This is a genomic window from Nitrospirillum goiasense (assembly GCF_034427435.1).
In the GTDB taxonomy this organism is placed as follows: Bacteria; Pseudomonadota; Alphaproteobacteria; order Azospirillales; family Azospirillaceae; genus Nitrospirillum.
The window spans coordinates 920,997-942,065 of record NZ_JAXQNP010000002.1 but is presented as its reverse complement, the minus strand read 5'-3'; the positions used below and the strand labels follow the sequence as shown (position 1 = coordinate 942,065).

18 protein-coding genes and 1 pseudogene are annotated in these 21,069 nt (G+C 67.2%); 5 read left to right on the top strand and 14 right to left on the bottom strand.

What is annotated here, in order from left to right; genetic code table 11:
• Window positions 1-370: 370 nt before the first annotated feature.
• The 10 genes and pseudogenes from ULB03_RS06800 to ULB03_RS06755 form a co-directional block, all read right to left on the bottom strand.
• Complete coding sequence (locus ULB03_RS06800; protein ID WP_322482467.1) at window positions 371-1,015, bottom strand: outer membrane protein; 645 nt, start codon at window positions 1,013-1,015, stop codon at window positions 371-373.
• A gap of 389 nt (window positions 1,016-1,404) precedes the next feature.
• Window positions 1,405-3,614: pseudogene (pnp, locus tag ULB03_RS06795) on the bottom strand (polyribonucleotide nucleotidyltransferase).
• A 213-nt stretch (window positions 3,615-3,827) separates the two neighbouring features.
• On the bottom strand, window positions 3,828-4,097 hold the full coding sequence (gene rpsO, locus ULB03_RS06790; RefSeq protein ID WP_004271802.1) for a 30S ribosomal protein S15: 270 nt from the start codon (window positions 4,095-4,097) through the stop codon (window positions 3,828-3,830).
• A gap of 15 nt (window positions 4,098-4,112) precedes the next feature.
• Window positions 4,113-5,054, bottom strand: a complete 942-nt coding sequence (truB, locus tag ULB03_RS06785; RefSeq protein WP_145735292.1) for a tRNA pseudouridine(55) synthase TruB — start codon at window positions 5,052-5,054, stop codon at window positions 4,113-4,115.
• Window positions 5,044-5,517 (bottom strand): 30S ribosome-binding factor RbfA, encoded by a 474-nt coding sequence (rbfA, locus tag ULB03_RS06780; RefSeq protein WP_322482466.1) that lies wholly within the window; start codon window positions 5,515-5,517, stop codon window positions 5,044-5,046. Before rbfA ends, truB begins: the two co-directional genes overlap by 11 nt.
• 193 nt (window positions 5,518-5,710) lie before the next feature.
• Window positions 5,711-8,446 carry a translation initiation factor IF-2 gene (gene infB, locus ULB03_RS06775; RefSeq protein WP_322482465.1) on the bottom strand — a complete coding sequence of 912 codons (2,736 nt, stop codon included), beginning with the start codon at window positions 8,444-8,446 and terminating at the stop codon, window positions 5,711-5,713.
• A gap of 57 nt (window positions 8,447-8,503) precedes the next feature.
• Window positions 8,504-9,049: an RNA-binding protein gene (locus ULB03_RS06770; RefSeq protein WP_322482464.1), complete on the bottom strand. Its 546-nt coding sequence runs from the start codon at window positions 9,047-9,049 to the stop codon at window positions 8,504-8,506.
• A gap of 176 nt (window positions 9,050-9,225) precedes the next feature.
• Window positions 9,226-10,725 (bottom strand): transcription termination factor NusA, encoded by a 1,500-nt coding sequence (gene nusA, locus ULB03_RS06765; RefSeq protein WP_322482463.1) that lies wholly within the window; start codon window positions 10,723-10,725, stop codon window positions 9,226-9,228.
• Window positions 10,726-10,800: 75 nt separating this feature from the next.
• The gene (rimP, locus tag ULB03_RS06760) at window positions 10,801-11,295 is read right to left on the bottom strand and encodes a ribosome maturation factor RimP (RefSeq protein ID WP_322482462.1); all 495 of its coding nucleotides are present in this window, start codon (window positions 11,293-11,295) and stop codon (window positions 10,801-10,803) included.
• 405 nt (window positions 11,296-11,700) lie between these two features.
• Window positions 11,701-12,690, bottom strand: coding sequence for a 2-hydroxyacid dehydrogenase (locus ULB03_RS06755; RefSeq protein WP_322482461.1), 990 nt, complete (start codon window positions 12,688-12,690; stop codon window positions 11,701-11,703).
• A gap of 241 nt (window positions 12,691-12,931) precedes the next feature.
• On the opposite strand from ULB03_RS06755, the gene ULB03_RS06750 reads away from it, so the two are divergent.
• The 3 genes from ULB03_RS06750 to mtnK all read left to right on the top strand — a co-directional run bounded on the left by ULB03_RS06750 (window position 12,932) and on the right by mtnK (window position 15,707).
• On the top strand, window positions 12,932-13,525 hold the full coding sequence (locus tag ULB03_RS06750) for an SH3 domain-containing protein (protein WP_322482460.1): 594 nt from the start codon (window positions 12,932-12,934) through the stop codon (window positions 13,523-13,525).
• Window positions 13,525-14,232, top strand: a complete 708-nt coding sequence (locus ULB03_RS06745; RefSeq protein ID WP_322482459.1) for a class II aldolase/adducin family protein — start codon at window positions 13,525-13,527, stop codon at window positions 14,230-14,232. The genes ULB03_RS06750 and ULB03_RS06745 overlap by 1 nt, the downstream gene beginning before the upstream one ends.
• Before the next feature lie 137 nt (window positions 14,233-14,369).
• Window positions 14,370-15,707 (top strand): S-methyl-5-thioribose kinase, encoded by a 1,338-nt coding sequence (gene mtnK / locus ULB03_RS06740; protein WP_322482458.1) that lies wholly within the window; start codon window positions 14,370-14,372, stop codon window positions 15,705-15,707.
• A 52-nt stretch (window positions 15,708-15,759) separates the two neighbouring features.
• On the opposite strand, the gene ULB03_RS06735 is transcribed toward mtnK, so the two are convergent.
• The gene (locus ULB03_RS06735) at window positions 15,760-16,038 is read right to left on the bottom strand and encodes a type II toxin-antitoxin system RelE/ParE family toxin (RefSeq protein ID WP_322482457.1); all 279 of its coding nucleotides are present in this window, start codon (window positions 16,036-16,038) and stop codon (window positions 15,760-15,762) included.
• The gene (gene relB / locus ULB03_RS06730; RefSeq protein WP_322482456.1) at window positions 16,038-16,358 is read right to left on the bottom strand and encodes a type II toxin-antitoxin system RelB family antitoxin; all 321 of its coding nucleotides are present in this window, start codon (window positions 16,356-16,358) and stop codon (window positions 16,038-16,040) included. The genes ULB03_RS06735 and relB overlap by 1 nt, the downstream gene beginning before the upstream one ends.
• 190 nt (window positions 16,359-16,548) lie before the next feature.
• Between relB and ULB03_RS06725 the strand changes: the two genes are divergently transcribed.
• On the top strand, window positions 16,549-17,724 hold the full coding sequence (locus ULB03_RS06725) for a helix-turn-helix transcriptional regulator (protein ID WP_322482455.1): 1,176 nt from the start codon (window positions 16,549-16,551) through the stop codon (window positions 17,722-17,724).
• Between the two features lie 73 nt (window positions 17,725-17,797).
• Entirely contained in the window at window positions 17,798-19,033 is a 1,236-nt protein-coding gene (locus ULB03_RS06720) for a serine hydrolase domain-containing protein (protein WP_322482454.1), read from the top strand.
• A 26-nt stretch (window positions 19,034-19,059) separates the two neighbouring features.
• On the opposite strand, the gene mtnA is transcribed toward ULB03_RS06720, so the two are convergent.
• Together mtnA and infC are read right to left on the bottom strand one after the other, a co-directional pair.
• A complete protein-coding gene (mtnA, locus tag ULB03_RS06715; protein WP_322482453.1) occupies window positions 19,060-20,184 on the bottom strand; it encodes an S-methyl-5-thioribose-1-phosphate isomerase in 1,125 nt (374 codons plus the stop codon).
• A 267-nt stretch (window positions 20,185-20,451) separates the two neighbouring features.
• Window positions 20,452-20,988, bottom strand: coding sequence for a translation initiation factor IF-3 (infC, locus tag ULB03_RS06710; protein ID WP_322483794.1), 537 nt, complete (start codon window positions 20,986-20,988; stop codon window positions 20,452-20,454).
• Between the last annotated feature and the right edge of the window lie 81 nt (window positions 20,989-21,069).

Genomic DNA, 21,069 nt, shown 5'->3' with positions numbered 1-21,069 from the left:
CCCGTCTCCGGCTCCCTACTCCGGTTCGTCCGGAGAGACGGAAAGATCTCCCAGGGTAAGACACTGATCCTTCACTCGGGCGCCGCCGGATTTACCAACGCGGTGTCTGTTTGGCTTTCGGGCTTCCCCGTCCATTGCCGGGTTACCCCACCGCGACGGCCTTCTATCCGGTTCCTGTTCGTCAGCTCCGAGCTTTGCCTCCGGCTTCCTCTCCACCCCGCCTCACGACGACGCAGTTGCCTTCGGCTATCGGTTCCGGCCAATCGGCCCGAAGAGGACTTCCACCTCCAAGATCAGCGCCATGCCTGGCACACAATGAAAAAGGCCCGGGGGTGAGCCCGGGCCTTTTCCTTATGAGGGCACGCTTTTATCAGAAGCGGATGCCGACGCCGACGCGGACCTGGCTTTCGTCCGGGGTCGAGCGCAGCTGGCCACCGGCCAGATCCCGCGTGGAGTGCGAGTAGTCAGTGTAGTCGTACTCGATGCGGGTGAACAGGTGCTCGTCGATGGCGTAATCGGCGCCGACGCCGTACTTCACACCGTCATAGTCCTGAGCGTACTGGCGGGAAGCGCCACCGGTCAGGGCGTTGGTCGTGTCGATGGAGGTGTGCTGGTAGCCCACGCGGCCGAACAGCAACAGGTCGGGCTGGACCACGTAACCCAGGCGGGCGCTGACGCCGGCGCTGTAGTTGGGCTGCACGCGGTAGGTGCCCAGGGCGTCGCCGTAGGTCCGGTCACCGGTGTAGAAATTGGCTTCGCCTTCGGCGCCGACATAGATGTTGTCGTAAACGGTCTGGCCGTAGCCGGCGAAGAGGCCGCCGTTGAAACCCTGGGTCTCACGGGCGGGCGTGCTCTGCTGGCCGCCGACGGTGGCCCGCTGACGCGCGTTGAACCAGTCATAGCCGGCGTTGGCACCAACATAGCCGCCGTCGAACGTGCTCTGCGCCAGAGCCGGGGTCGCGGCGACCGCGACCAGAGCCGACGCGGCGAAAACAATAGTCCGCAAATGCGACATGGTAACTCTCCTTTAAGGTCCCTAATTTCGCCGTAATTCCATCATTGCAAACAATGAAACCTTGGCGTGTCTTGGCAATGTTTCGTCACTGCCTTCAGTCCATCCCATTACTACTGCGGGTAACTACTGATGGGTGATCGATTCATTACGCCCTTGCGAGACCTCTAACCTGTGAGGAGCGTCACACTTTCCATGCCCTGAGCGCACGGCTGTAAATCAATACTCAGCCCTTAATTCATGGCCAAACCGGATTACTGCCCAGACTTCGCCACAAATGAATCGTTGTCGAGGCTCTGAAGACATAGAAAAAGCCGCCCGGGCTACCCCGGGCGGCTCATTCCTCGACCAAAGGCAGGGGCAGAAGCCGCCTGCCTAAGCCTTAAAGCGGATCAGGCCTCCTCGGCCTTGTCCTTCTTGCTCAGGTCCTCGCCGGTGGCCTGGTCGACCACCTTCATCGACAGCTTCACCTTGCCGCGATCATCGAAGCCCAGGACCTTCACCTTCACCTCGTCGCCCTGGTTGACCACGTCGGTCACCTTGGCCACGCGCTGCGGCGACAGTTCGGAGATGTGGACCAGGCCGTCACGGGCGCCCAGGAAGTTCACGAAGGCGCCGAAGTCCATGACCTTCACGACCTTGCCGACGTAGATCTCGCCCAGCTCGGGCTCGGCGACGATGCCCTTGATCCACTTGATGGCGGCGTCGGACGCCTTGCTGTCCACGGCCGCCACCTTCACGGTGCCGTCGTCCTCGATGTCGATCTTGGCGCCGGTCTGCTCCACGATCTCGCGGATCACCTTGCCGCCGGAGCCGATCACGTCGCGGATCTTCTCCTTCGGGATGTTGATCACGGTGATGCGCGGGGCGTTCTGGTTCACCGCCTCGCGGGCGCCGCCGATGGCCTTGGCCATCTCGCCCAGGATGTGCAGGCGGCCGTCCTTGGCCTGGGCCAGGGCGACCTTCATGATCTCCTCGGTGATCGAGGTGATCTTGATGTCCATCTGCAGGGCGGTCACGCCCGCCTCGGTGCCGGCCACCTTGAAGTCCATGTCACCCAGGTGATCCTCGTCACCCAGGATGTCGGACAGCACGGCGACGCCGGTGTCTTCCTTGATCAGGCCCATGGCGATGCCGGCCACGGGGCGCGGCAGCGGCACACCGGCATCCATCAGCGCCAGCGAGGTGCCGCAGACGGTGGCCATGGAGGACGAGCCGTTGGACTCGGTGATCTCGGAGACCAGACGCAGGGTGTAGGGGAAGGCTTCCTTCGCCGGCAGCAGCGGGTGCACGGCGCGCCAAGCCAGCTTGCCATGGCCGATTTCGCGGCGGCCCGGGCTGCCCATGCGGCCGGCTTCACCCACGGAGTACGGGGGGAAGTTGTAGTGCAGCATGAAGTTTTCGCGGTATTCGCCTTCCAGCGCGTCCACGATCTGCTCGTCCTGGGCGGTGCCCAGGGTGGCGACCACCAGAGCCTGGGTCTCGCCGCGGGTGAACAGCGCCGAGCCGTGGGCCCGGGGCAGCACGCCCACTTCCGCCACGATGGGGCGGATGTCGACGGTGGTGCGACCGTCGATGCGCTTGCCGGTCTCCAGGACCGTGCCGCGCAGCACGTCGGCTTCCAGGTCCTTGAAGGTGCTGCCGACCGCTTCGGCGGTGTAGGCGCCCTCGGCCGTCAGGGCCTCGACCGCCTTCTTCTTGGCGGTGGACACGGCCTCATAGCGTTCCTGCTTCACGGTCAGGGTGTAGGCCGCGCGGATGTCGGCACCCACCAACTCGTTCAGCTTGGCCTTCAGCGCGGCCTTGTCATAGGCCGGCGCCGGCAGGTCCCACGGGTCCTTGGCGGCCTGCTCGGCCAGGTCGATGATCATGTTGATCACCGGCTGGAAAGCGGTGTGGCCGAACATGACGGCCTTCAGCATGATCTCCTCGGACAGCTCCTTGGCTTCCGATTCGACCATCAGCACGCCTTCCTGCGTACCGGCGACCACCAGGTCCAGGTCGGTGGTTTCCACCTGCTCCAGCGTCGGGTTCAGGATGAACGCGCCATCCTTGTAGCCGACGCGGGCGCCGCCGACCGGGCCCAGGAAGGGCAGGCCGGACAGCGTCAGGGCGGCGGAGGCGCCGATCATGGCGACGATGTCGGGATCGTTTTCCAGGTCATGGCTGAGCACGGTGCAGACGACCTGCACCTCGTTGCGGAAGCCATCGATGAACAGCGGGCGGATGGGGCGGTCGATGAGGCGGGAGGTCAGCACCTCCTTCTCGGTCGGGCGACCCTCACGCTTGAAAAAGCCGCCGGGGATCTTGCCGGCGGCGAAGGCCTTTTCCTGGTAGTTGACGGTCAGGGGAAAAAGTCCTGGCCGGGCTTGACCGACTTGGCGCCGACGGCGGTGCAGAGCACGACCGTGTCGCCGTAGGTGGCGATGACAGCGCCATCAGCCTGACGGGCGACCTTGCCCGTTTCGAGGACCAGCTTGCGGCCGCCCCATTCCATCTCTTTACGGAAAACCTTGAACATATCTTTCTTCCTTCCATCCGATACTCGGATCACGTCCCGGATTGGACGGCCGAGCCGGGGCCCTATCGGCAGCACCCGCATTAGAAACCTTTAAATGACAGATGGCCAGCCGGGTCCGCCCCGGCTGGCCATCTGCACTACTCAATAACCGTACTCATCCGCTTTTGGATCATCCGGACCGCGGTCCGCGCACCGAACGACAGCGTCGGGACGCCGGTCCCGCCGGAAGGCGGGTGGCCGGTATCACCGGTCACTGCGGTCGCTTGCGCCGGCGGCGCCGTCCGGACCATACCCTTAGCGACGCAGGCCCAGGCGCTGAATCAGCGACGTGTAACGGGCGACGTCCTTGCGCTTCAGGTAGTCCAGCAGGCTGCGGCGCTGGCTGACCATGACCAGCAGGCCACGGCGGGAGTGGAAGTCCTTGTTGTGGGACTTCATGTGATCGGTCAGGTTGGTGATGCGTTCCGTCAGGATCGCGACCTGCACTTCGGGCGAACCGGTGTCGCCTTCGGCGGTCTTGTACTCGGCAATGAGCGCCTGCTTGCGCTCGGCAGTGATCGACATCGTCGTCTCCGTCACTTAGAGGTTCAAAACGCGCACCGGACGGACCTCCGCCCCCTCGACATGAACCAACGCCACCGGCTTGCCACCACAAATGGCAAGCGCGATGGGCTCCCCGCCCGCCAGCTGATCGTGAATGGCGTCGAGCCGTTCCAGATCATGACGGCGCAGCAGCGCCACCGTTTGTCCGTGTCTCAGTCGGTGCGCTTCCGCTTCCGCCAGGGCCAGCGCCGGGATGTCGTCCAGCGCGGTCTCGATCGGTTGCAGAAGTCCTTCGACCGTGGGTGTCTGCGCCACCCGTTCCAATTCGTCAAGCGAAATCGCCTGATCCATGGTGAAGCGCCCGACCCGCAGGCGGCGCAGGACGGACACATGGCCCACCGTGCCCAGCGCCAGGGCCAGGTCGCGCGCCAGCGAGCGCATATAGGTGCCCTTGCCGCACTCCACCTCGAACTCGGCATGGTCGGCATCGGGACGGCCGGTCAGCAGGAAGCTGTCCACCCGCACGATGCGGGGCGCCAAATCCACCCGCTCGCCCTCGCGCGCCAGGTCATAGGCACGTTCCCCCGCCACCTTGATGGCGGAGAACTGGGGCGGCACCTGGCTGATCTCACCCTGGAAATTCTCCAGCGCCGCCTCGATGGCCTCGTCGCTGGGGCGGTGGTCATGCGTGGCCGTCACCTCCCCCGCCAGGTCGTCGGTGGTGCGCGCCTCGCCGAAGCGCAGGGTGAAGCGGTAGGTCTTGCTGCAATCCATGGCGTAGGACACCGTCTTGGTGGCCTCGCCAAAGGCGATGGGCAGGATGCCGGTGGCGATGGGGTCCAGCGTGCCGGCATGGCCGGCCTTTTCCGCCTGCATCAGCCAGCGCACCTTGGCCATGGCCTGGGTGCTGGTCATGCCCGGCGGCTTGTCCAGCACCAGCCAGCCGTGCAAGGGCCGGCCCTTGCGCTTACGGGCCATCGTGAGGCTCCGCGCCCTCGCCTTCGCCACCCTCGGCATCGGCGGCACCCTCGGCGCCGGCCTCATGGTCCAGGTCACGCTGCACGTCGGGGCGGTGCAGCAACTGGTCGATGCGCTGGGCGTAGTCGAAGGACACGTCGATCTGGAAGCTGAGGCGCGGCACGTGCTGCAGGCGCATGGCCTTGGCCACCTGGCTGCGCAGATAGGCGGACACGCGGTTCAGCGCCTTCACCTGCTCGGGGTGGCCGCCGCCCAGCGGCATGATGAAGGCGGTGGCGTTCTTCAGGTCGGGGCTGATGCGCACCTCGCTGACCGTCACGTTCAGGTCCTGCAGGTCGGGGTCGCGGAAATCGGCCCGCCGCAGGATGTCGGCCAGGGCATGGCGCAATTCCTCGCCCACACGCAGCTGACGTTGAGAGGGGGCCTTGCCGGCACGCAGGCCGGCGTCACCATGTCGGCTCATGGGTCATTATCCTAATAAAGGGCCCCGCCCCGATATCGCTCGACGGGGGGGCCGGCCCGCCCGTCCACCAGAGGGACGGCGCTGGGCCCGAACGGCTCGGGTGAAGAGCCAAAACGGCCGTCCGGGGTTGGACCGGACGGCCGGGGTGTCAGGCAGATACTGTGATCCAGCTGGATAAGGATGCCGGCGCCCCTTACAGGGCGCGGGCCACCTCTTCCATCTCGTAGGCTTCGATGACGTCGCCTGGCTGGATGTTGTCGTAGTTCTCGAACGCCATGCCGCACTCGTACCCTTCGCGCACTTCCTTGACTTCGTCCTTGAAGCGCTTGAGCGTCTTGAGCGTGCCTTCGTGGATGACGACGTTGTCGCGCAGCAGGCGGACGCCCGCACCGCGCTTGACGATGCCTTCCGTGACACGGCAGCCACCGACCTTGCCGACCTTGGTGATGTTGAACACCTCCAGGATCTGCGCGTTGCCCAGGAAGCGTTCGCGCAGGGTGGGCTTCAGCATGCCCGTCAGCAGGGCACGGACATCGTCGATGATGTCGTAGATGACCGAGTAGTAGCGGATTTCCGCGCTGTCCCGCTTGGCCATCTCGCGGGCCTGCGGGTTGGCGCGGACATTGAAGCCGATAATGATGCCGCGCGAGGCGTTGGCCAGCGTGACGTCACTCTCGTTGATGGCGCCCACACCGGAGTGCAGGACGCGCACCTTGACCTCGGAATTGTCGCCGGCCAGCTTTTCCAGGGTGCCGGAAATGGCCTCGATGGAGCCCTGCACGTCGCCCTTGATGACCAGCGGCAGTTCCTTCACCTCGCCGGCCTGGATCTGCTTGAACATCTGTTCCAGCGAACCGCGCGCCGACTGGGCGACCTGGGCCTCCCGCTTCTTGCGCTGACGGAACTCGGTGATTTCGCGGGCGCGGGCCTCGCTCTCCACCACCGAGAATTCGTCACCGGCCAGCGGCGTGGCGTTCAGGCCCAGCACCTCCACCGGGGTGGCGGGGCTGGCGCTGTCCACGTTCTGGCCACGGTCGTTGACCAGGGCGCGCACACGGCCCCACTCGCTGCCGGCGACGACGATGTCGCCCACCTTCAGCGTGCCGCGCTGCACCAGCATGGTGGCGACGGAACCACGGCCGCGTTCCAGCTTGGCCTCGACAACCACGCCTTCGGCGGTACGGTTGGGGTTGGCCTTCAGCTCCAGGATTTCGGCCTGCAGGAGGATGTTCTCCTCCAGCTTGTCCAGGCCCTTGCCCGTCTTGGCCGACACTTCCACGTCCAGGACGTCGCCGCCCATGGCCTCGACCACCAGGCCGTGCTGCAGCAGTTCCTGCCGCACCCGGTCCGGCTTGGCACCGGGCAGGTCGCACTTGTTGATGGCGATGATGATCGGAACCTCGGCCGCCTTGGCGTGCTGGATGGCTTCGACCGTCTGCGGCATGACGCCGTCGTCGGCGGCCACCACCAGCACCACCACGTCCGTGACGTTGGCGCCACGGGCGCGCATCTCGGTGAAGGCGGCGTGGCCGGGGGTGTCGATGAAGGTGATGCGCGAACCGGAAGCCAGCTGCACCTGATAGGCGCCGATGTGCTGGGTGATGCCGCCGGCCTCGCGGCTGGCGACGTCGGTGTGGCGCAGGGCGTCCAGCAGCGAGGTCTTGCCGTGGTCGACGTGACCCATGACGGTGACGACCGGCGGACGCGGCGACAGATCCTCGTCGCGGTCAACCTCACCCTTCACGCCCACCTCGACGTCGGCTTCCGACACGCGGTGCGCGCGGTGGCCGAATTCCGTCACGATCAGCTCGGCCGTGTCGGTGTCGATGTTCTGGGTGATGGTGGCCATCACGCCCATGCGCATCAGCGCCTTGATCACGTCGGCACCGCGCTCGGCCATACGGTTGGCCAGTTCCTGCACGGTGATGACTTCGGGGATGATGACGTCGCGGGTCACTTTTTGCGTATCCTGACGCCCGGTCAGGCGCTGCTTCTCGCGTTCACGGGCACGGCGGAGCGCGGCCATGCTGCGGCCACGCTGGCCGCCGCCTTCGTCGCTCAGCGCCTGGGAGATGGTCAGCTTGCCGGTGTTGCGACGGCGTTCGCCACCCTTGGCGGCCTTGGCCGGGGCGGGAGCCGGGGCCTTGGCGGTCTTCGCGGGACCGCCGGGACCGGCGCGGCGGCGACCGTCTTCCTCGTCGTCATCGACAGCGCGTGCGGTCAGCGGGCCGCGCGGGGCGGTCGCATCGGTCGCGGTGGTCGTCGTCGTAGCGGCGCCACCGGCGGCGGGACGGGCGGCGCGCGGGGCCTCCTCGGCCTTGCGGGCGGCCTCGGCCTCCTTGCGCTTGTTCTCTTCGTCCTGGCGGCGCTTCTCCGCCTCGGCGGCGACGCGCTTTTCCTCTTCCTGGATCATCCGCAGCTCTTCCAGCTCGCGGCGACGCAGGGTTTCGTCGTCCAGGGGACCGTCGTTGGCCGGTTCCTCGGCCACCGGCTCGGGCGCGGGTGCCGTTTCCACGGGGGCAGCGTCGTCCGCGATGAGATCATCGGCGATGATCTCGTCCTGCAGGTCGTCGACCACATCCTCGTGGGCGGCGTTCTCACCCATGGCGCGCAGGGCGCGCAGACGGGCTTCGCGCTCGCTGTCCGTCAGTTGACGGGGGGCGCCACCGCGGGCCGGCTGGCCACGGCCGCCGCCCTGGGCGGGACGGCCTTCGGCCGCGGCACGGGCGGCGGCGCCGCCATCGGCCACGCCCGGACGGGCGCCCTGTTCAAAGGTGCGCTTGCGCTTGACCTCAACCGCAACGGTCTTGGTTCGGCCGTGCGAGAAGCTTTGGCGCACGGATCCCGCGTCCACCGTCTTCTTCAGCTCCAGCTTGCCTCGACCGGTAAGGCTCAACTTCTTGCGGTCCTGGTCGCTCGTGTCAGTCATCCGATATCCGACTGTTTCATCGTTGTCGCCCCGAGGCATTTGCCCCCGGGCCATCCCTTACCCAGCGCTGGGCCTGGCGCCCCGTGTCAGGGCGCCCAGCCTTTCCGCCTCCCGCTGCAGGCGTTGGACCAAGGGTCCAGTGCCCACCACGGCATGCACCGCGTCATCGCGGCCCAGCGCCATGCCCAGCTCCCCCCGGTCGAAAAGATCGACCACCGGGATGCCGGGGGACAGCGCGTCCAGCTTGGACCGGCCGTCGGCAGCCCCATCGGACGCCTCCAGCCTCAGCCCTATGCCCGGCCGCGTACCGATGGCCTTGGCGCGCAGCGCCGCAGCCACCTTCTCAAATCCCGCCACCGCCTGGCCACCCCGCCGGGCAAGCCCGACCAAGTCCAGACAACGACGACGCAACAGCCCTGTCACCAGGGCCCTCAAGTCCGCCGGAGTGCGCACCGACCGGCGCGCCGCCTTGGCGAACAAACCTTTGGCGACCGCCTTTTCAACCAAGGCGGGGTCCGCCGTCAACCACAGCCCGCGTCCGGGCAGGGTTTCCTCCACGTCGGGGACGACCGTGCCGTCAGGTCCGACGACAAAACGGATCATCCCGTCCTTCGACCCCACCACGCCGCTGGCGATGCAGCGGCGCAGCGGGCTCTTGGCCCCCCGACCGCCTCCGCCTCGCCTTCCGGCAGAAGCGACGCGTCGGGATCCGGTGTCACCGCCGGCCCGGAAGCCTGAGGGGCGACCATACTCTACCCTTCCCTATCCTAACCCGTCTCTCAGGCGTCGGCGCCGGACTCTTCGTCCGCGAACCAGTGGGCGCGGGCGGCCATGATCAGCTCATTGGCCTCGTCCTCGCTCATGGCGTCCTTGCCCAGGATTTCGATCAGCTCGTCACCCGCCAAGTCGGCGAAGTCGTCCAGTGTCTTTACGCCCTTCTCACCCAGCTTGACCAGCATGGGGGCGGTCAGCGCCTCGATGGCCGCCACCTCGTCGGTGACACCCAGTTCCTTGCGGCGGTTTTCCAGGCGGTTGTTCTGCTCTTCCAGGAAGTTGCGGGCGCGTTCCCGCAGTTCCTCGGCCACGTCCTCGTCGAAGGCGTCGATCGAGGTCAGTTCCTCGGTATCGACATAGGCGATTTCCTCGACGGAGGAGAAGCCTTCGGCCACCAACAGATGGGCAATGACGTCATCAACGTCCAGGGCCTCGATGAACATCTGCGACCGGGTCTTGAATTCCTCGGTGCGACGGTCGGATTCCTCCTGCTCCGTCATGATGTCGATGTCCCAGCCGGTCAGCATGGACGCCAGGCGGACGTTCTGGCCGCGGCGGCCGATGGCCAGCGACAGCTGGTCGTCGGGCACCACCACCTCGATGCGCTTGGTTTCCTCGTCCAGCACCACCTTGGCCACCTCGGCCGGGGCCAGCGCGTTCACCACGAAGGTGGCGGCGTCGCGGTTCCAGGGGATGATGTCGATCTTCTCGCCCTGCAGCTCGCCCACCACGGCCTGGACGCGGCTGCCGCGCATGCCGACGCAGGCGCCCACGGGGTCGATGGCGCTGTCGTTGCTGATGACGGCGATCTTGGCGCGGCTGCCCGGGTCGCGGGCCACGGCCTTGATCTCGATGATGCCGTCATAGATTTCCGGCACTTCCTGCTTGAACAGGCCGGCCATGAAGGCGGGATGGGTGCGCGACAGGAAAATCTGCGGGCCGCGCGGCTCACGCCGCACGTCGTAGATGTAGGCGCGCACGCGGTCGCCGTTCTTGAAATGCTCACGCGGCAGGCATTCGTCACGGCGCAGCACGGCCTCGGCGCGGCCCAGGTCCACGGTCACGTTGCCGTATTCCACGCGCTTGACCAGACCGTTGACGATGTCGCCCATGCGGTCCTTGTACTCGTCGTACTGACGGTCGCGCTCGGCCTCGCGCACCTTCTGCACGATGACCTGCTTGGCCGTCTGGGCGGCGATGCGGCCGAAGTCGATGGGGGGCAGCGGGTCGATCAGGAAGTCACCGACCTTGGCGTCCGGGCGCTTGCGCTTGGCCTGGGCCACGGAAACCTGCGTCGCCTCATCCTCGACCGTCTCCACCACCTCAAGGTAGCGCATCAGATGGATGTCGCCGGTCTTGCGGTCGATGCGGGCGCGGATGTCGTGCTCGTGGCCGTACTTGGAACGGCCCGCCTTCTTAATGGCCTCTTCCATCGCCTCGAGCACATGCTCTTTGTCGATGTTCTTCTCGCGGGCGACGGCGTCAGCGACTTGAAGCAGTTCCATCGAAGCGAACCTTGCCTTCTGTTACGTCAGTAAGAACGACTGTTGAAACGGTACTGGAACACGAAAAAAACGGGGTCAGTGCTGGTGCTTGCCCTCGGCCGCCGCCTTCAGCAGCGCGTCGTTCATCACCAGCTTGGCCCGCAGGATCAGGTCGAAGGGCACGGCGGCCGGGCCGGTGGGCATTTCCACCAGCACCTTGCCGTCCTCGATGCCCTTCAGCATGCCGATGAAGCGGCGCCGGTCATCCACCGGCTGCGACGTCTCCACCCGCACCTCGAAACCCGCGAAGCGCTCAAAATCCTTCAGCCGGGTCAGCGGCCGGTCGATACCGGGGCTGCTGACCTCCAGCGTGTACGCCACCTCGATGGGGTCTTCCACGTCCAGCAGGGCCGACACGGCGCGGCTGATCTCCGCGCAGTCGTCCACCGTCATGGCGGCGCCGTCCAGCCGCTCGGCCATGATCTGCAGCGTCGGGCGGGCGTTGCCCGTCAACAGCACACGCACCAGGTCGTAGCCCATGGCCTCAACCGAGGGGGCGATGATGCCGGCGATGCGTTCCTGTACGTCCATCGATCTCTTCCAGGGAACGGCCGACCGGGCCGTCCCCGCCTTTGTGGGGACGGATATGGGGCGAAACTTGCCCGCCTGACATCGCCGACCCCAGATAATAAAAAAAGTGGGCCAATGGCCCACCCGCAAAGCGTTCCAGCCAGCCACCCGATTGTTGATGGCCGGATCGTTATGAGGATTGCTGCGGCGGATCATAGTCGTCACGGCGTTTCGCGCAAAGGGTTTTCATGCGCGATCCGCCATGTGTCGGAAGGGACGCAGGCCAGCGTCGCCGCTGGTTGTCGGCGTCCCCACCAGTGATGGTGGCATCAACCCACCATCAACCGCAACATGGTGTGCAAAACAAGCCGGGTCAAAAGGGGTGGGCGGCCCAGTCGAACCGCCCCGCCCTCTTTTTCCGCCGGCTCAAAACATGGATTCAATGACCCGGTCGGGGGGTTTGTGCCCATCGACGAAGGTCTTGATGTTGACGATGACCTTTTCACCCATGTCCTGGCGGCCCTCGATGGTGGCGGAGCCCATATGGGGAAGCAGCACCACGTTGGACAGGGTCAGCAGCTTGGGGTTGACGGCCGGTTCCTGTTCGAACACGTCCAGGCCGGCGGCGCCGATCTCGCCCTTGGCCAGCTTGCGCGTCAGCTCGTTCTCATCGATCACCTCGCCGCGGGCGGTGTTGACGATGATGCTGTTGGGACGCAGCAGGTTCAGGCGGCGGGCGGACAGCAGGTGGTAGGTCGCCGGGGTGTGCGGGCAGTTGATGGAGATGATGTCCATCCGCGCCAGCATCTGGTCCAGGCTTTCCCAGTAGGTGGCCTCCAGTTCCTGCTCGATCTCGGGATGGACGCGGTGCCGGTTGTGGTAGTGCACCGACAGGCCGAAGCCGCGCGCCCGCCGGGCCAGGGCCTGGCCGATGCGGCCCATGCCGACGATGCCCAGGCGCTTGCCCCAGATGCGGGTGCCCAGCATCTGCGTCGGCGCCCAGCCCGTCCACTGGCCGGTGCGGATCAGGCGCTCGCCCTCGCTCACCCGCCGCGCGGTCGCCAGGATGAGGGCCATGGTCATGTCGGCCGTGTCCTCGGTCAGGACGCCGGGCGTGTTGGTGACCATGATGCCGCGCTCACGCGCCGCCTTCAGGTCGATATGGTCGACGCCGTTGCCGAAGTTGGCGATCAGCTTCAGCTGCGGCCCGGCGTGGGCCAGGACGGTGGCGTCCAGGCGGTCGGTGACGGTGGGGACGAGAACGGTGGCGACCTTCATCGCCTCCGCCAGTTCGGCGGGGCTCATGGGATGGTCGTCGGTGGAAAGCCGGGTGTCGAACAGCTCCATCATCCGCGTCTCGATGACGTCGGGAAGCTTGCGCGTCACAATGACCAGGGGCTTTTTTCGCTCGGACATGATTCCTCCCGAGATAGCGTCCCTGCCATAGCAGCGGGAACGGGGTCCTGTCCAGCGGCCCACGAGTCCCACCCCCCTCCCGACAGGGCCATCCAGCGCCGGCGGAGGTCGCGACCGGGCGGCGCTTGACCCGGGCGAGGGACCGATTTCTATTGGGGACCGAAACACCGGACGGCGCCCGCCCGTCCCTTCCCGACGCCCTTTATCCCAAGAATGGGGACAGCCTTTGAAACGGTCGCCTATGGTCAGGTTCCTTCGGCACGCGCTGCCCGTGGGCGTGATGGTCCTGGCCTTCGCCGCCCTGTCGTGCCTGGCGGCGCCGCCCAGCCATGCCGGCACCGATGGCACGGGCGGCGGTGACCAGCAGGAGACGGAGCAGCAGGGCGACGCCAGCCACCCCGACGCGGTGGTGCGCAGCGGCCTGCCGGTGCCGCGTTTCGTCACCCTGCGGTCCAATGAGGTGAACGTGCGCACCGGCCCCGGCGTGCGCTATCCGGTGGAATGGGTCTTCGTGAAGGCCGGCATGCCGGTGGAGATCACGGCGGAGTTCGACACCTGGCGCCGCATCCGCGACGTGGAGGGCACCCAGGGCTGGGTGCACCAAAGCACCCTGTCCGGCCGGCGCGGCATCGTCGTGACCGGGCAGCAGCTCCGTACCCTGCGCCGCGACGCCACCACCACCGCCGAGGCCGTGGCCCAACTGGACCCCGGCGTGATCGCCAAGCTGCGCAAGTGCAAAGGCGGCTGGTGCCAGGTGGACGTGGGCGGGTTCCGCGGCTGGCTGCAGCGGGACGAGGTCTGGGGCGTCTACCCCAAGGAAGAGGTGGGTGAGTGATGTCCCTGGCCACACCGGACGACAACGGCCTGCGCCAAGCCGTGATCGACACCGCCCGGGCCATGAACGGCCTGGGCATCAACCAGGGCAAGGCCGGCAATGTCAGCGCCCGCTGCGACGGCGGCTTCCTGGTCACCCCGTCCGGCGTGCCTTATGAGGACCTGACCCCGGACGGCATCGTCTTCATGGACCTGGCGGGGCGCTATCGCGGCGCCCTGCTGCCGTCCAGCGAATGGCGCATGCACCTGGCCATCTACCAGGAGCGCCCCCAGGCCGGCGCCGTGGTGCACACCCATTCCACCTTCTGCACCGCCCTGGCCTGCCTGCGCGAGGCCATCCCGGCCTTCCACTACATGGTGGCCGTGGCCGGCGGCACCCGCATCGAGGTGGCGGATTACGCCACCTTCGGGACCCAGGCGCTGTCCGACGCCATGATGGCCGCCCTGGGCCCGCGCCGCGCCTGCCTGCTGGCCAACCACGGCATGATCGCCTTCGGCGTTGATTTGCGCCGGGCCCTGGACTTGGCGGTGGAGGTCGAGACCCTGGCCCGCCAGTACTGGCACGCCCGCATGATGGGCACGCCCGTCATCCTGGGGGAGGAGGAGATGGCGGAGGTGCTGCGCCGCTTCGCCACCTATGGCCGCCAGCCCAAGGACCTGCCCCCCGGCACGCCGCAGGCCCTGGAGTTTCCCACCCGCATGGACTGACACCAGCGGCGGGCCACTTCCGGCACTTGAAGTCCCTCGCCGTATGCGCGCCTGGACGGATGCGTCCGTTCGGGCCCACACTGCCTCCCAGCGCCGCCCGTCGAGGCGGCGGCGAAACAACTGGGAGTGCGCCCCTGATGACCCTGGAGACGCCGCCGGGCTATGCCCCGCTGAGCGAAGCGACCCTGCCCGACTTCCTGGCCGCCGTGCCGGCCCTGGCCAGCCGCCTGGGCGGCACCCCCGCCGACTGGCGGGTGAGCGAGGTGGGCGATGGCAACCTGAATCTGGTCTTCCTGGTGGAGGGACCCGGCCATGACGGCCGGACCGCCGGGCTGTGCGTGAAGCAATCCCTGCCCTATCTGCGCCTGGTAGGCGAAGGCTGGCCGCTTGACCTGAACCGCGCCTGGTTCGAGCAGCGGGCCATGGCCCTGCATGCCGCCGGCGCCGCCGGGCGCGCGCCCGCGCTGCTGCACTACGACCCCACGCTGTACGCCATCGTGATGGAGCGGCTGAGCCCCCACGTCATCCTGCGCCGGGGGCTGGTCCAGGGCATCCGCTATCCCAAGCTGGCGGAGCATGTCAGCGACTATCTGGCCGGCACCCTCTACGCCACCAGCGACCTGGCCCTGCCGGCCTCCAAGAAGCGGCCCCTGGTGGCGGCCTTCACCGCCAACGACGCCCTCTGCCGCCTGACGGAGGACGTGATCTTCACCCAGCCCTACATGAAGCATCCCCAAAACCGCTGGACCAGCCCGCAACTGGACGCCACGGCCGAGGCGGTGCGGACGGACACGGCGTGGAAGCTGGCCGCCAGCCGGCTGAAGCTGAAGTTCATGGCCAGCCCCGAGGCGCTGATCCACGGCGACCTGCACACCGGGTCCATCATGGTGACGGAGACGGACACGCGGGTCATCGATCCGGAGTTCGCCTTCTTCGGGCCCATGGGCTTCGACGTCGGCGCCATCGTCGGCAACCTGCTGCTGAACTACCTGTCGCAGGACGGACACGCCACGGAGGAGCATCCCCGCGACGCCTACCAGGATTGGGTGCTGGCGACGGTGGAGGAACTGTGGACCCTGTTCCGGGCCAAGTTCCTCCACCTGTGGCGCACGGGCGGCGAGGGCGACGCCTATCCCGCCGCCTTGTTCGCCGGACCGGAGGGCACCGCCTGCCTGGAGACGGAACGCCGGACCTACCTGGACCGGCTGTTCACCGACGCCTTGGGCTTCGCCGGCGCCAAGATCACCCGCCGCATCCTGGGCCTGGCCCATAACATGGATCTGGAGACGATCGCCGATCCCGACCTGCGCGCCCTGTGCGAGACCCGCTGCCTGGCGCTGGCCCGGTCGCTGATGGTGGAGACCGGCCGCTATCCCACCATCAAGGCAGTGACGGAGGCCGCCCGCCATGTGCGCAGGACCGTCACGACGGTGGGGACCGTCGACCAGCGCGGCTTGGGACGGGACGCGTTGTGAGAGGGCCTAACCGGTGGCAAGGAAGGTCCGCTTATGCGGACCTTCCAACAAGTCAGGATGGAAAGGCGCGGCGCGTATGAACAACAGCGATGACGTCAATCCGATCACCAGCCACCTGATAAACAACGATGTAATTTGGGTGGGCCACAATTTCCCTCGTCCCGGGCACACGCCCTGGTCGGAAAATATAGGGATGCTCGGCGGCAGGCAGCACCGACGTCTCGATCAATTCCTTGATCCGGCGGGCGGCAACCGGATTGCTTTCAGCGATATAGGATGTAATCGCCAAGAGATCGCCGAGAGCGGCGGGTCGCCAAAAGATGGGAAGCATTACGCCGGTTTCAGTCCTGCGCGTTCTTCCGCCGCGCGGAGAAGCGCTTCGACGCGGGCCATGGCCTCATCATGCGGAATGCTGGGGGCTGGATCTTCGATCGACGCACGCACCTTCGCCCGGAACCAACGGTCATATTCGACCGCCGCTTCCTCGGTTTCATGTTCCGAGACAAGGGGGGACAAAGCGTTCATGACCCAAGCATAGCGAAAATGGGCACAGATCGCCATCCCGCTGTCAAAGCCGCCGGTGTTGTCAGGAATGACGGCATGGGCCATCCGTTGCTCACCCGGTCGCTGATGGTGGATACCGCCCGCCATGTGCCCAGGACCGTCACGGCGGTGGGGACTCGACCGGCGCGGCTTGGGACGGGACGCGTTGTGAAACGTGGGGTCCCGCGCGCATCGACACACGGGACCCCTTCCTCTGGTAAATATTAACGTATATAATAAATATACAACATAATAAATAATCGGGTCGTACCCGTCCGGACCAGCCTGGGGGCTTCCAATGCAGGAATTGTTACTCAGCCTGTACGCTTGTTCCTCCGCGCCGGAGCGGTGGCCCGCCATGCTGGACCAACTGTGCCAACGGCTGGCGGTCATCAGCGCCGTCGTCCAGATCCTCGACTACCGGGAGGGCCGTTTCCACCCGGTGTGGACGGTGCGGGATTCCCATTCCACCGCCCAGCGGCATGAGCATGACCGGGTGTTCAACAACGACAGCAATCCCCGGCTGAAGATCGGCATGGGCGGACCGCCGCCCCAGGCGGCGCTGAGCCGCGATGAAGAGGTTTTCCCCCCGGGCTCCGCCGAATTGGCCGAGATTCAACGGCGCCGGCGCCTGCTGCGCCTAGGCGCCAACCTCACCGGCGTCATCGAGCTGGCGCCCGGCCGCTGCCTGGCGCTGGTGTTGCACCGCTCGGCGGCGTGCGACCGGCCCCTGGGGGCGGAGGAGGAGGTACTGGTCGGGCAGTTGCTGCCCCACCTGCGGCAGGCCGTCGAGCTGGGCGGACAGGTCCAGGCCGCCGCGCGGCAGGCCGACCTGCTCAGGGACGCGAGTGAGAGGCTGGGGGCCGGCATGGCGCTGTGCGATGGCGCCGGCCGCCTTATCTGGGCGAACGCGGCGGCGCGCGCCATCCTCAACGATTCCCCCGCCCTTCGCCTGATGGCCGGCCATGTCCGCGCCGTCCACCCCGGCGACGCCCGGCCGCTGCGGGCCCTTATGGCCCAGGTGGCCGCGGCCCCCCTTCCAGAGCCGCTCTACCTGACCCTGGGGCGGGGCGAGGGCGATGCCATGGTCCAGGTGATGGCGCTGGCGGCACCGCTCACCCAAGGGGCACCACCGGCGGAGCCGCGTGACGCGGTGGTCCTGCTGCTGAGCGAGCCGGGACGCCCCCTGGACGTGTCCCCCGCGCTGGTCGCCGACCTGTTCGGCCTGTCCCTGGCGGAAGCCCGCCTGACCGCCGGTCTATGCAACGGGTTGTCGCTGGGCGACTACGCCCGGCAGCGCGGCATTTCCGTAGGCACCGCGCGCATCCAGCTGAAGCGGGCCCTGGCCAAGACCGGCTGCCCCCGCCAGGCGGAACTGGTGCGCCGTGTCTGCGCCTCGCTGGCCGTCAGCGTCGCCGGGCGCCAGCCCTCCATATCCCATTTGGGAGACGCCGGCCATCCGCGATCCATCTGACAATGCCGCACCAAAGCCGGCACAGGGCCAGGACCGCGCGTCCGCCCCTGCCGGCAAATGAAGGGAGGGCATCATGTCATCAAAACGGGTACGCAACGGTACGCTGTTCCTGGCCGCCACCTTAACCGCCGGCGTGATCGCCGCCTCGGCGGCGCTGGCCTATCCGGCGCCGCCGCCGGACCCGTCGCTGCCCAAGTCCACGGTGCCGCCCACGGTCCAGGACCTTCGCCGCAAGATGAACGACGCGGACGTCAACGCGCTGACCTTCCGCGACATGGACCAGCTGTTCACCACCCGGACGGTGGCCCGCTCCGGCCCGGTCTGGGCGCTGCCGCAATCACAGCACCCGCTGGACTTCAGCTACACCTACCAGGGCCAGCAGTACACGGCCGAGCAGTTCCTGGAGCGCACCTACACCAACGCGCTGCTGGTCATGAAGGATGGCCGCATCGTGTCGGAGATTTACCGCAACAACACCACCGACCAGACCCGCTTCATCGGGTGGTCGATGACCAAGTCCATCACCTCCATCCTGATCGGCTGCGCCGTGCAGGAGGGGCGCATCAAGTCATTGGATGACCGGATCACGCAGTACCTGCCCGAATTGAAGGGCGGCGGGTACGACGGCGTGACCATTCGGCAGATCCTGCAGATGCGCTCCGGCGTGGATTACGAGGAGCGATACGACTTCGCCAACCCCGGCATCGCCGCCCGCAACCATGAGCTGGCGCTGGTGGAGAACGTCGTCCGCTTCGCCGACGCGGCGCGCACCGTGAAGCGCATCCACCCGCCCGGCGAGGTTTGGCAATACAAGACCCTGGACACGGCCGTGCTGGGCTGGCTGCTGGAACGGGTCAGCGGCGGCAGCACCCTGGCCGCCTACGCGGCGCAGCGCCTGTGGGAGCCACTGGGCGCGGAACGGGACGGCTTTTTCATCATGGACGGCCCGCCCGGCACGGGGCGGGAGTTCAGTGGCGCCGGCTTCAACGCCACGCTGCGCGACTTCGCCCGCATCGGCCAGATGATGCTGCAGGAGGGCCAGGCCAACGGCCATCAGATCGTATCGCCGGAATGGGTGCGGGAGTCGACCAAGCCGACGGGCGGACCGGGACCGGGCTACGGCTATCAATGGTGGGTGCCGGGGGGACAGGCGTTCCAGGCCATCGGCCTGCAAGGCCAGTACATCTTCGTCGACCCCGCCACGCGCACCGTGGTCGTCAAGCTGAGCTATTTCCCGCCCGGGGCGATGGAGCCGCATGACGAGACGGCCGCCTTCCTGGCCGCCGCCTCGGCCTGGACACCCCGGTAAGCCCCCGGCCGGTATTGGCCGGCCGCCTATTCGTCGTTGACGGGCACTTGGCCCATCCGTTCCGGCGGCTGATGGTCGGGGAACAGGTGGGCCAAGTCCGGGGGGCTGCACACACCGCGTTCGGTGATGAGGCCGGTGATGAGGCGCGCGGGGGTAACGTCGAAGGCGTAGTTCACCACCGCGCTGTCCGGCGGCACCAGGCGCACGGTTTCCAGCCCGCCGTGGTCGGCCAGGCCGGTGATGCGCGCCACCTCGTCACTGGCGCGTTCCTCGATGGGAATGCCGGCCACGCCATCCTCCAGCGTCCAGTCTATGGTGCTGGAGGGCAGCGCGACATAGAAGGGGACGTCGTTGTCCTTGGCGGCCAGGGCCTTGAGATAGGTGCCGATCTTGTTGGCGACGTCGCCCCGGGCGGTGGTGCGGTCGGTGCCGACGATGACCAGGTCCACCAGGCCATGCTGCATCAGGTGGCCGCCGGTATTGTCGGGGATGACGGCATGGGGCACCCCGTGCTGACCCAGTTCCCAGGCGGTGAGGAAAGCGCCCTGGTTGCGCGGCCGCGTCTCATCCACCCAGACATGCAGGGGGATGCCGGCCTCGTGCGCCAGATAGATCGGCGCCGTGGCCGTACCCCAATCCACCGTGGCCAGCCAGCCGGCGTTGCAATGGGTCAGGATGCGCACCGGCCGGTCGGGGTTGCGCTGGTGCGCAGCGCGGATCAGGTGCAGGCCATGGCGGCCGATGGCGCGGCAGATGTCCACATCCTCGTCCGCGATGGCCGCCGCCTCGGCATAGGCGCGCTCCCGCCTGTCGCCCGGCGGGGTCAGCAGCAGCACCTCGCGCATGCGGTCCAGGGCCCAGCGCAGGTTGACCGCCGTGGGCCGCGTGGCCATGAGGCAGGCATGCGCCCGCTCCACATCGCCATCCTCCACCCCCACCGCCATGGCCAGCGCCATGCCGTAGGCTGCCGCCGCACCAATCAGGGGGGCGCCCCGCACCTGCATGGTGGTGATGGCCGTGGCCATGGCCGCCACATCGGACAGGGTCACCGTCTCGAACCGGAAGGGCAGCCGCGTCTGGTCGATGATGCCGACGCGACGGCCATCCGCGTCCAGCCAGATGGTCCGCATCGCCTTGCCCGCCACCTTCATGAGTAGTTTCTCCCTTTCCCTCAAGCGCCGGGCGCCACCGTGCGGTGGCTTGGCTTATCCTCAGTTTCCAGTCCGCTACGCTCCCCGGAAATTTCCGGCGGCCCCGGTCGGGGCCTACAGCGGCATGACCTTTGTTCACGCCGCTGGTCATTGCCCAAAACCAATCCTGGCGGCACCGGCCGCAAACAACAAGGCCCCCGGAACCGGTGGTTCCGAGGGCCTTTGGTGTCCGTCGCTGTCGGCGCGGTCAGAGGATCGATCCTGCGCTCAACGGGGCGCGAGGATCATGATCATCTGCTTGCCTTCCAGCTTGGGCATCTGCTCGACCTTGGCCAAGTCGTCCAGGAGGTCCTTCACGCGCACCAGCACGTTCATGCCCAGATCCTGGTGGGCCATTTCACGACCGCGGAAGCGCATGGTGACCTTCACCTTGTCGCCTTCCTCCAGGAAGCGGCGCGCGGCGCGCATCTTCACGTCGTAGTCGTTGTCGTCGATGTTGGGACGCAGCTTGATCTCTTTGACTTCGATGATCTTCTGCTTCTTGCGCGCCTCGGCGGCCTTCTTCTGCGCCTCGTACTTGAACTTGCCGTAGTCGAGGATCTTGCAGACGGGGGGCTCGGCGTTGGGCGAGACCTCGACCAAGTCGAGGCCGGCCTCTTCGGCGGCGATCAGTGCATCGCGCAGACTAACGACGCCAACCATCTCGCCTTCGGCGTCGATGAGGCGGACGGAACGAGCGTTGATCTCCCGGTTGACGCGCGGCCCCTCACGGGTGGGGGCCGACTCTTGGCTGGGCCTGGCTATGGAACCTTCTCCCTGGTTTACGGTGGCCGCCGGGTGGGTGGAGACCCCGGGACGGGGCGGGCGGCATCACCGGATAAAAAG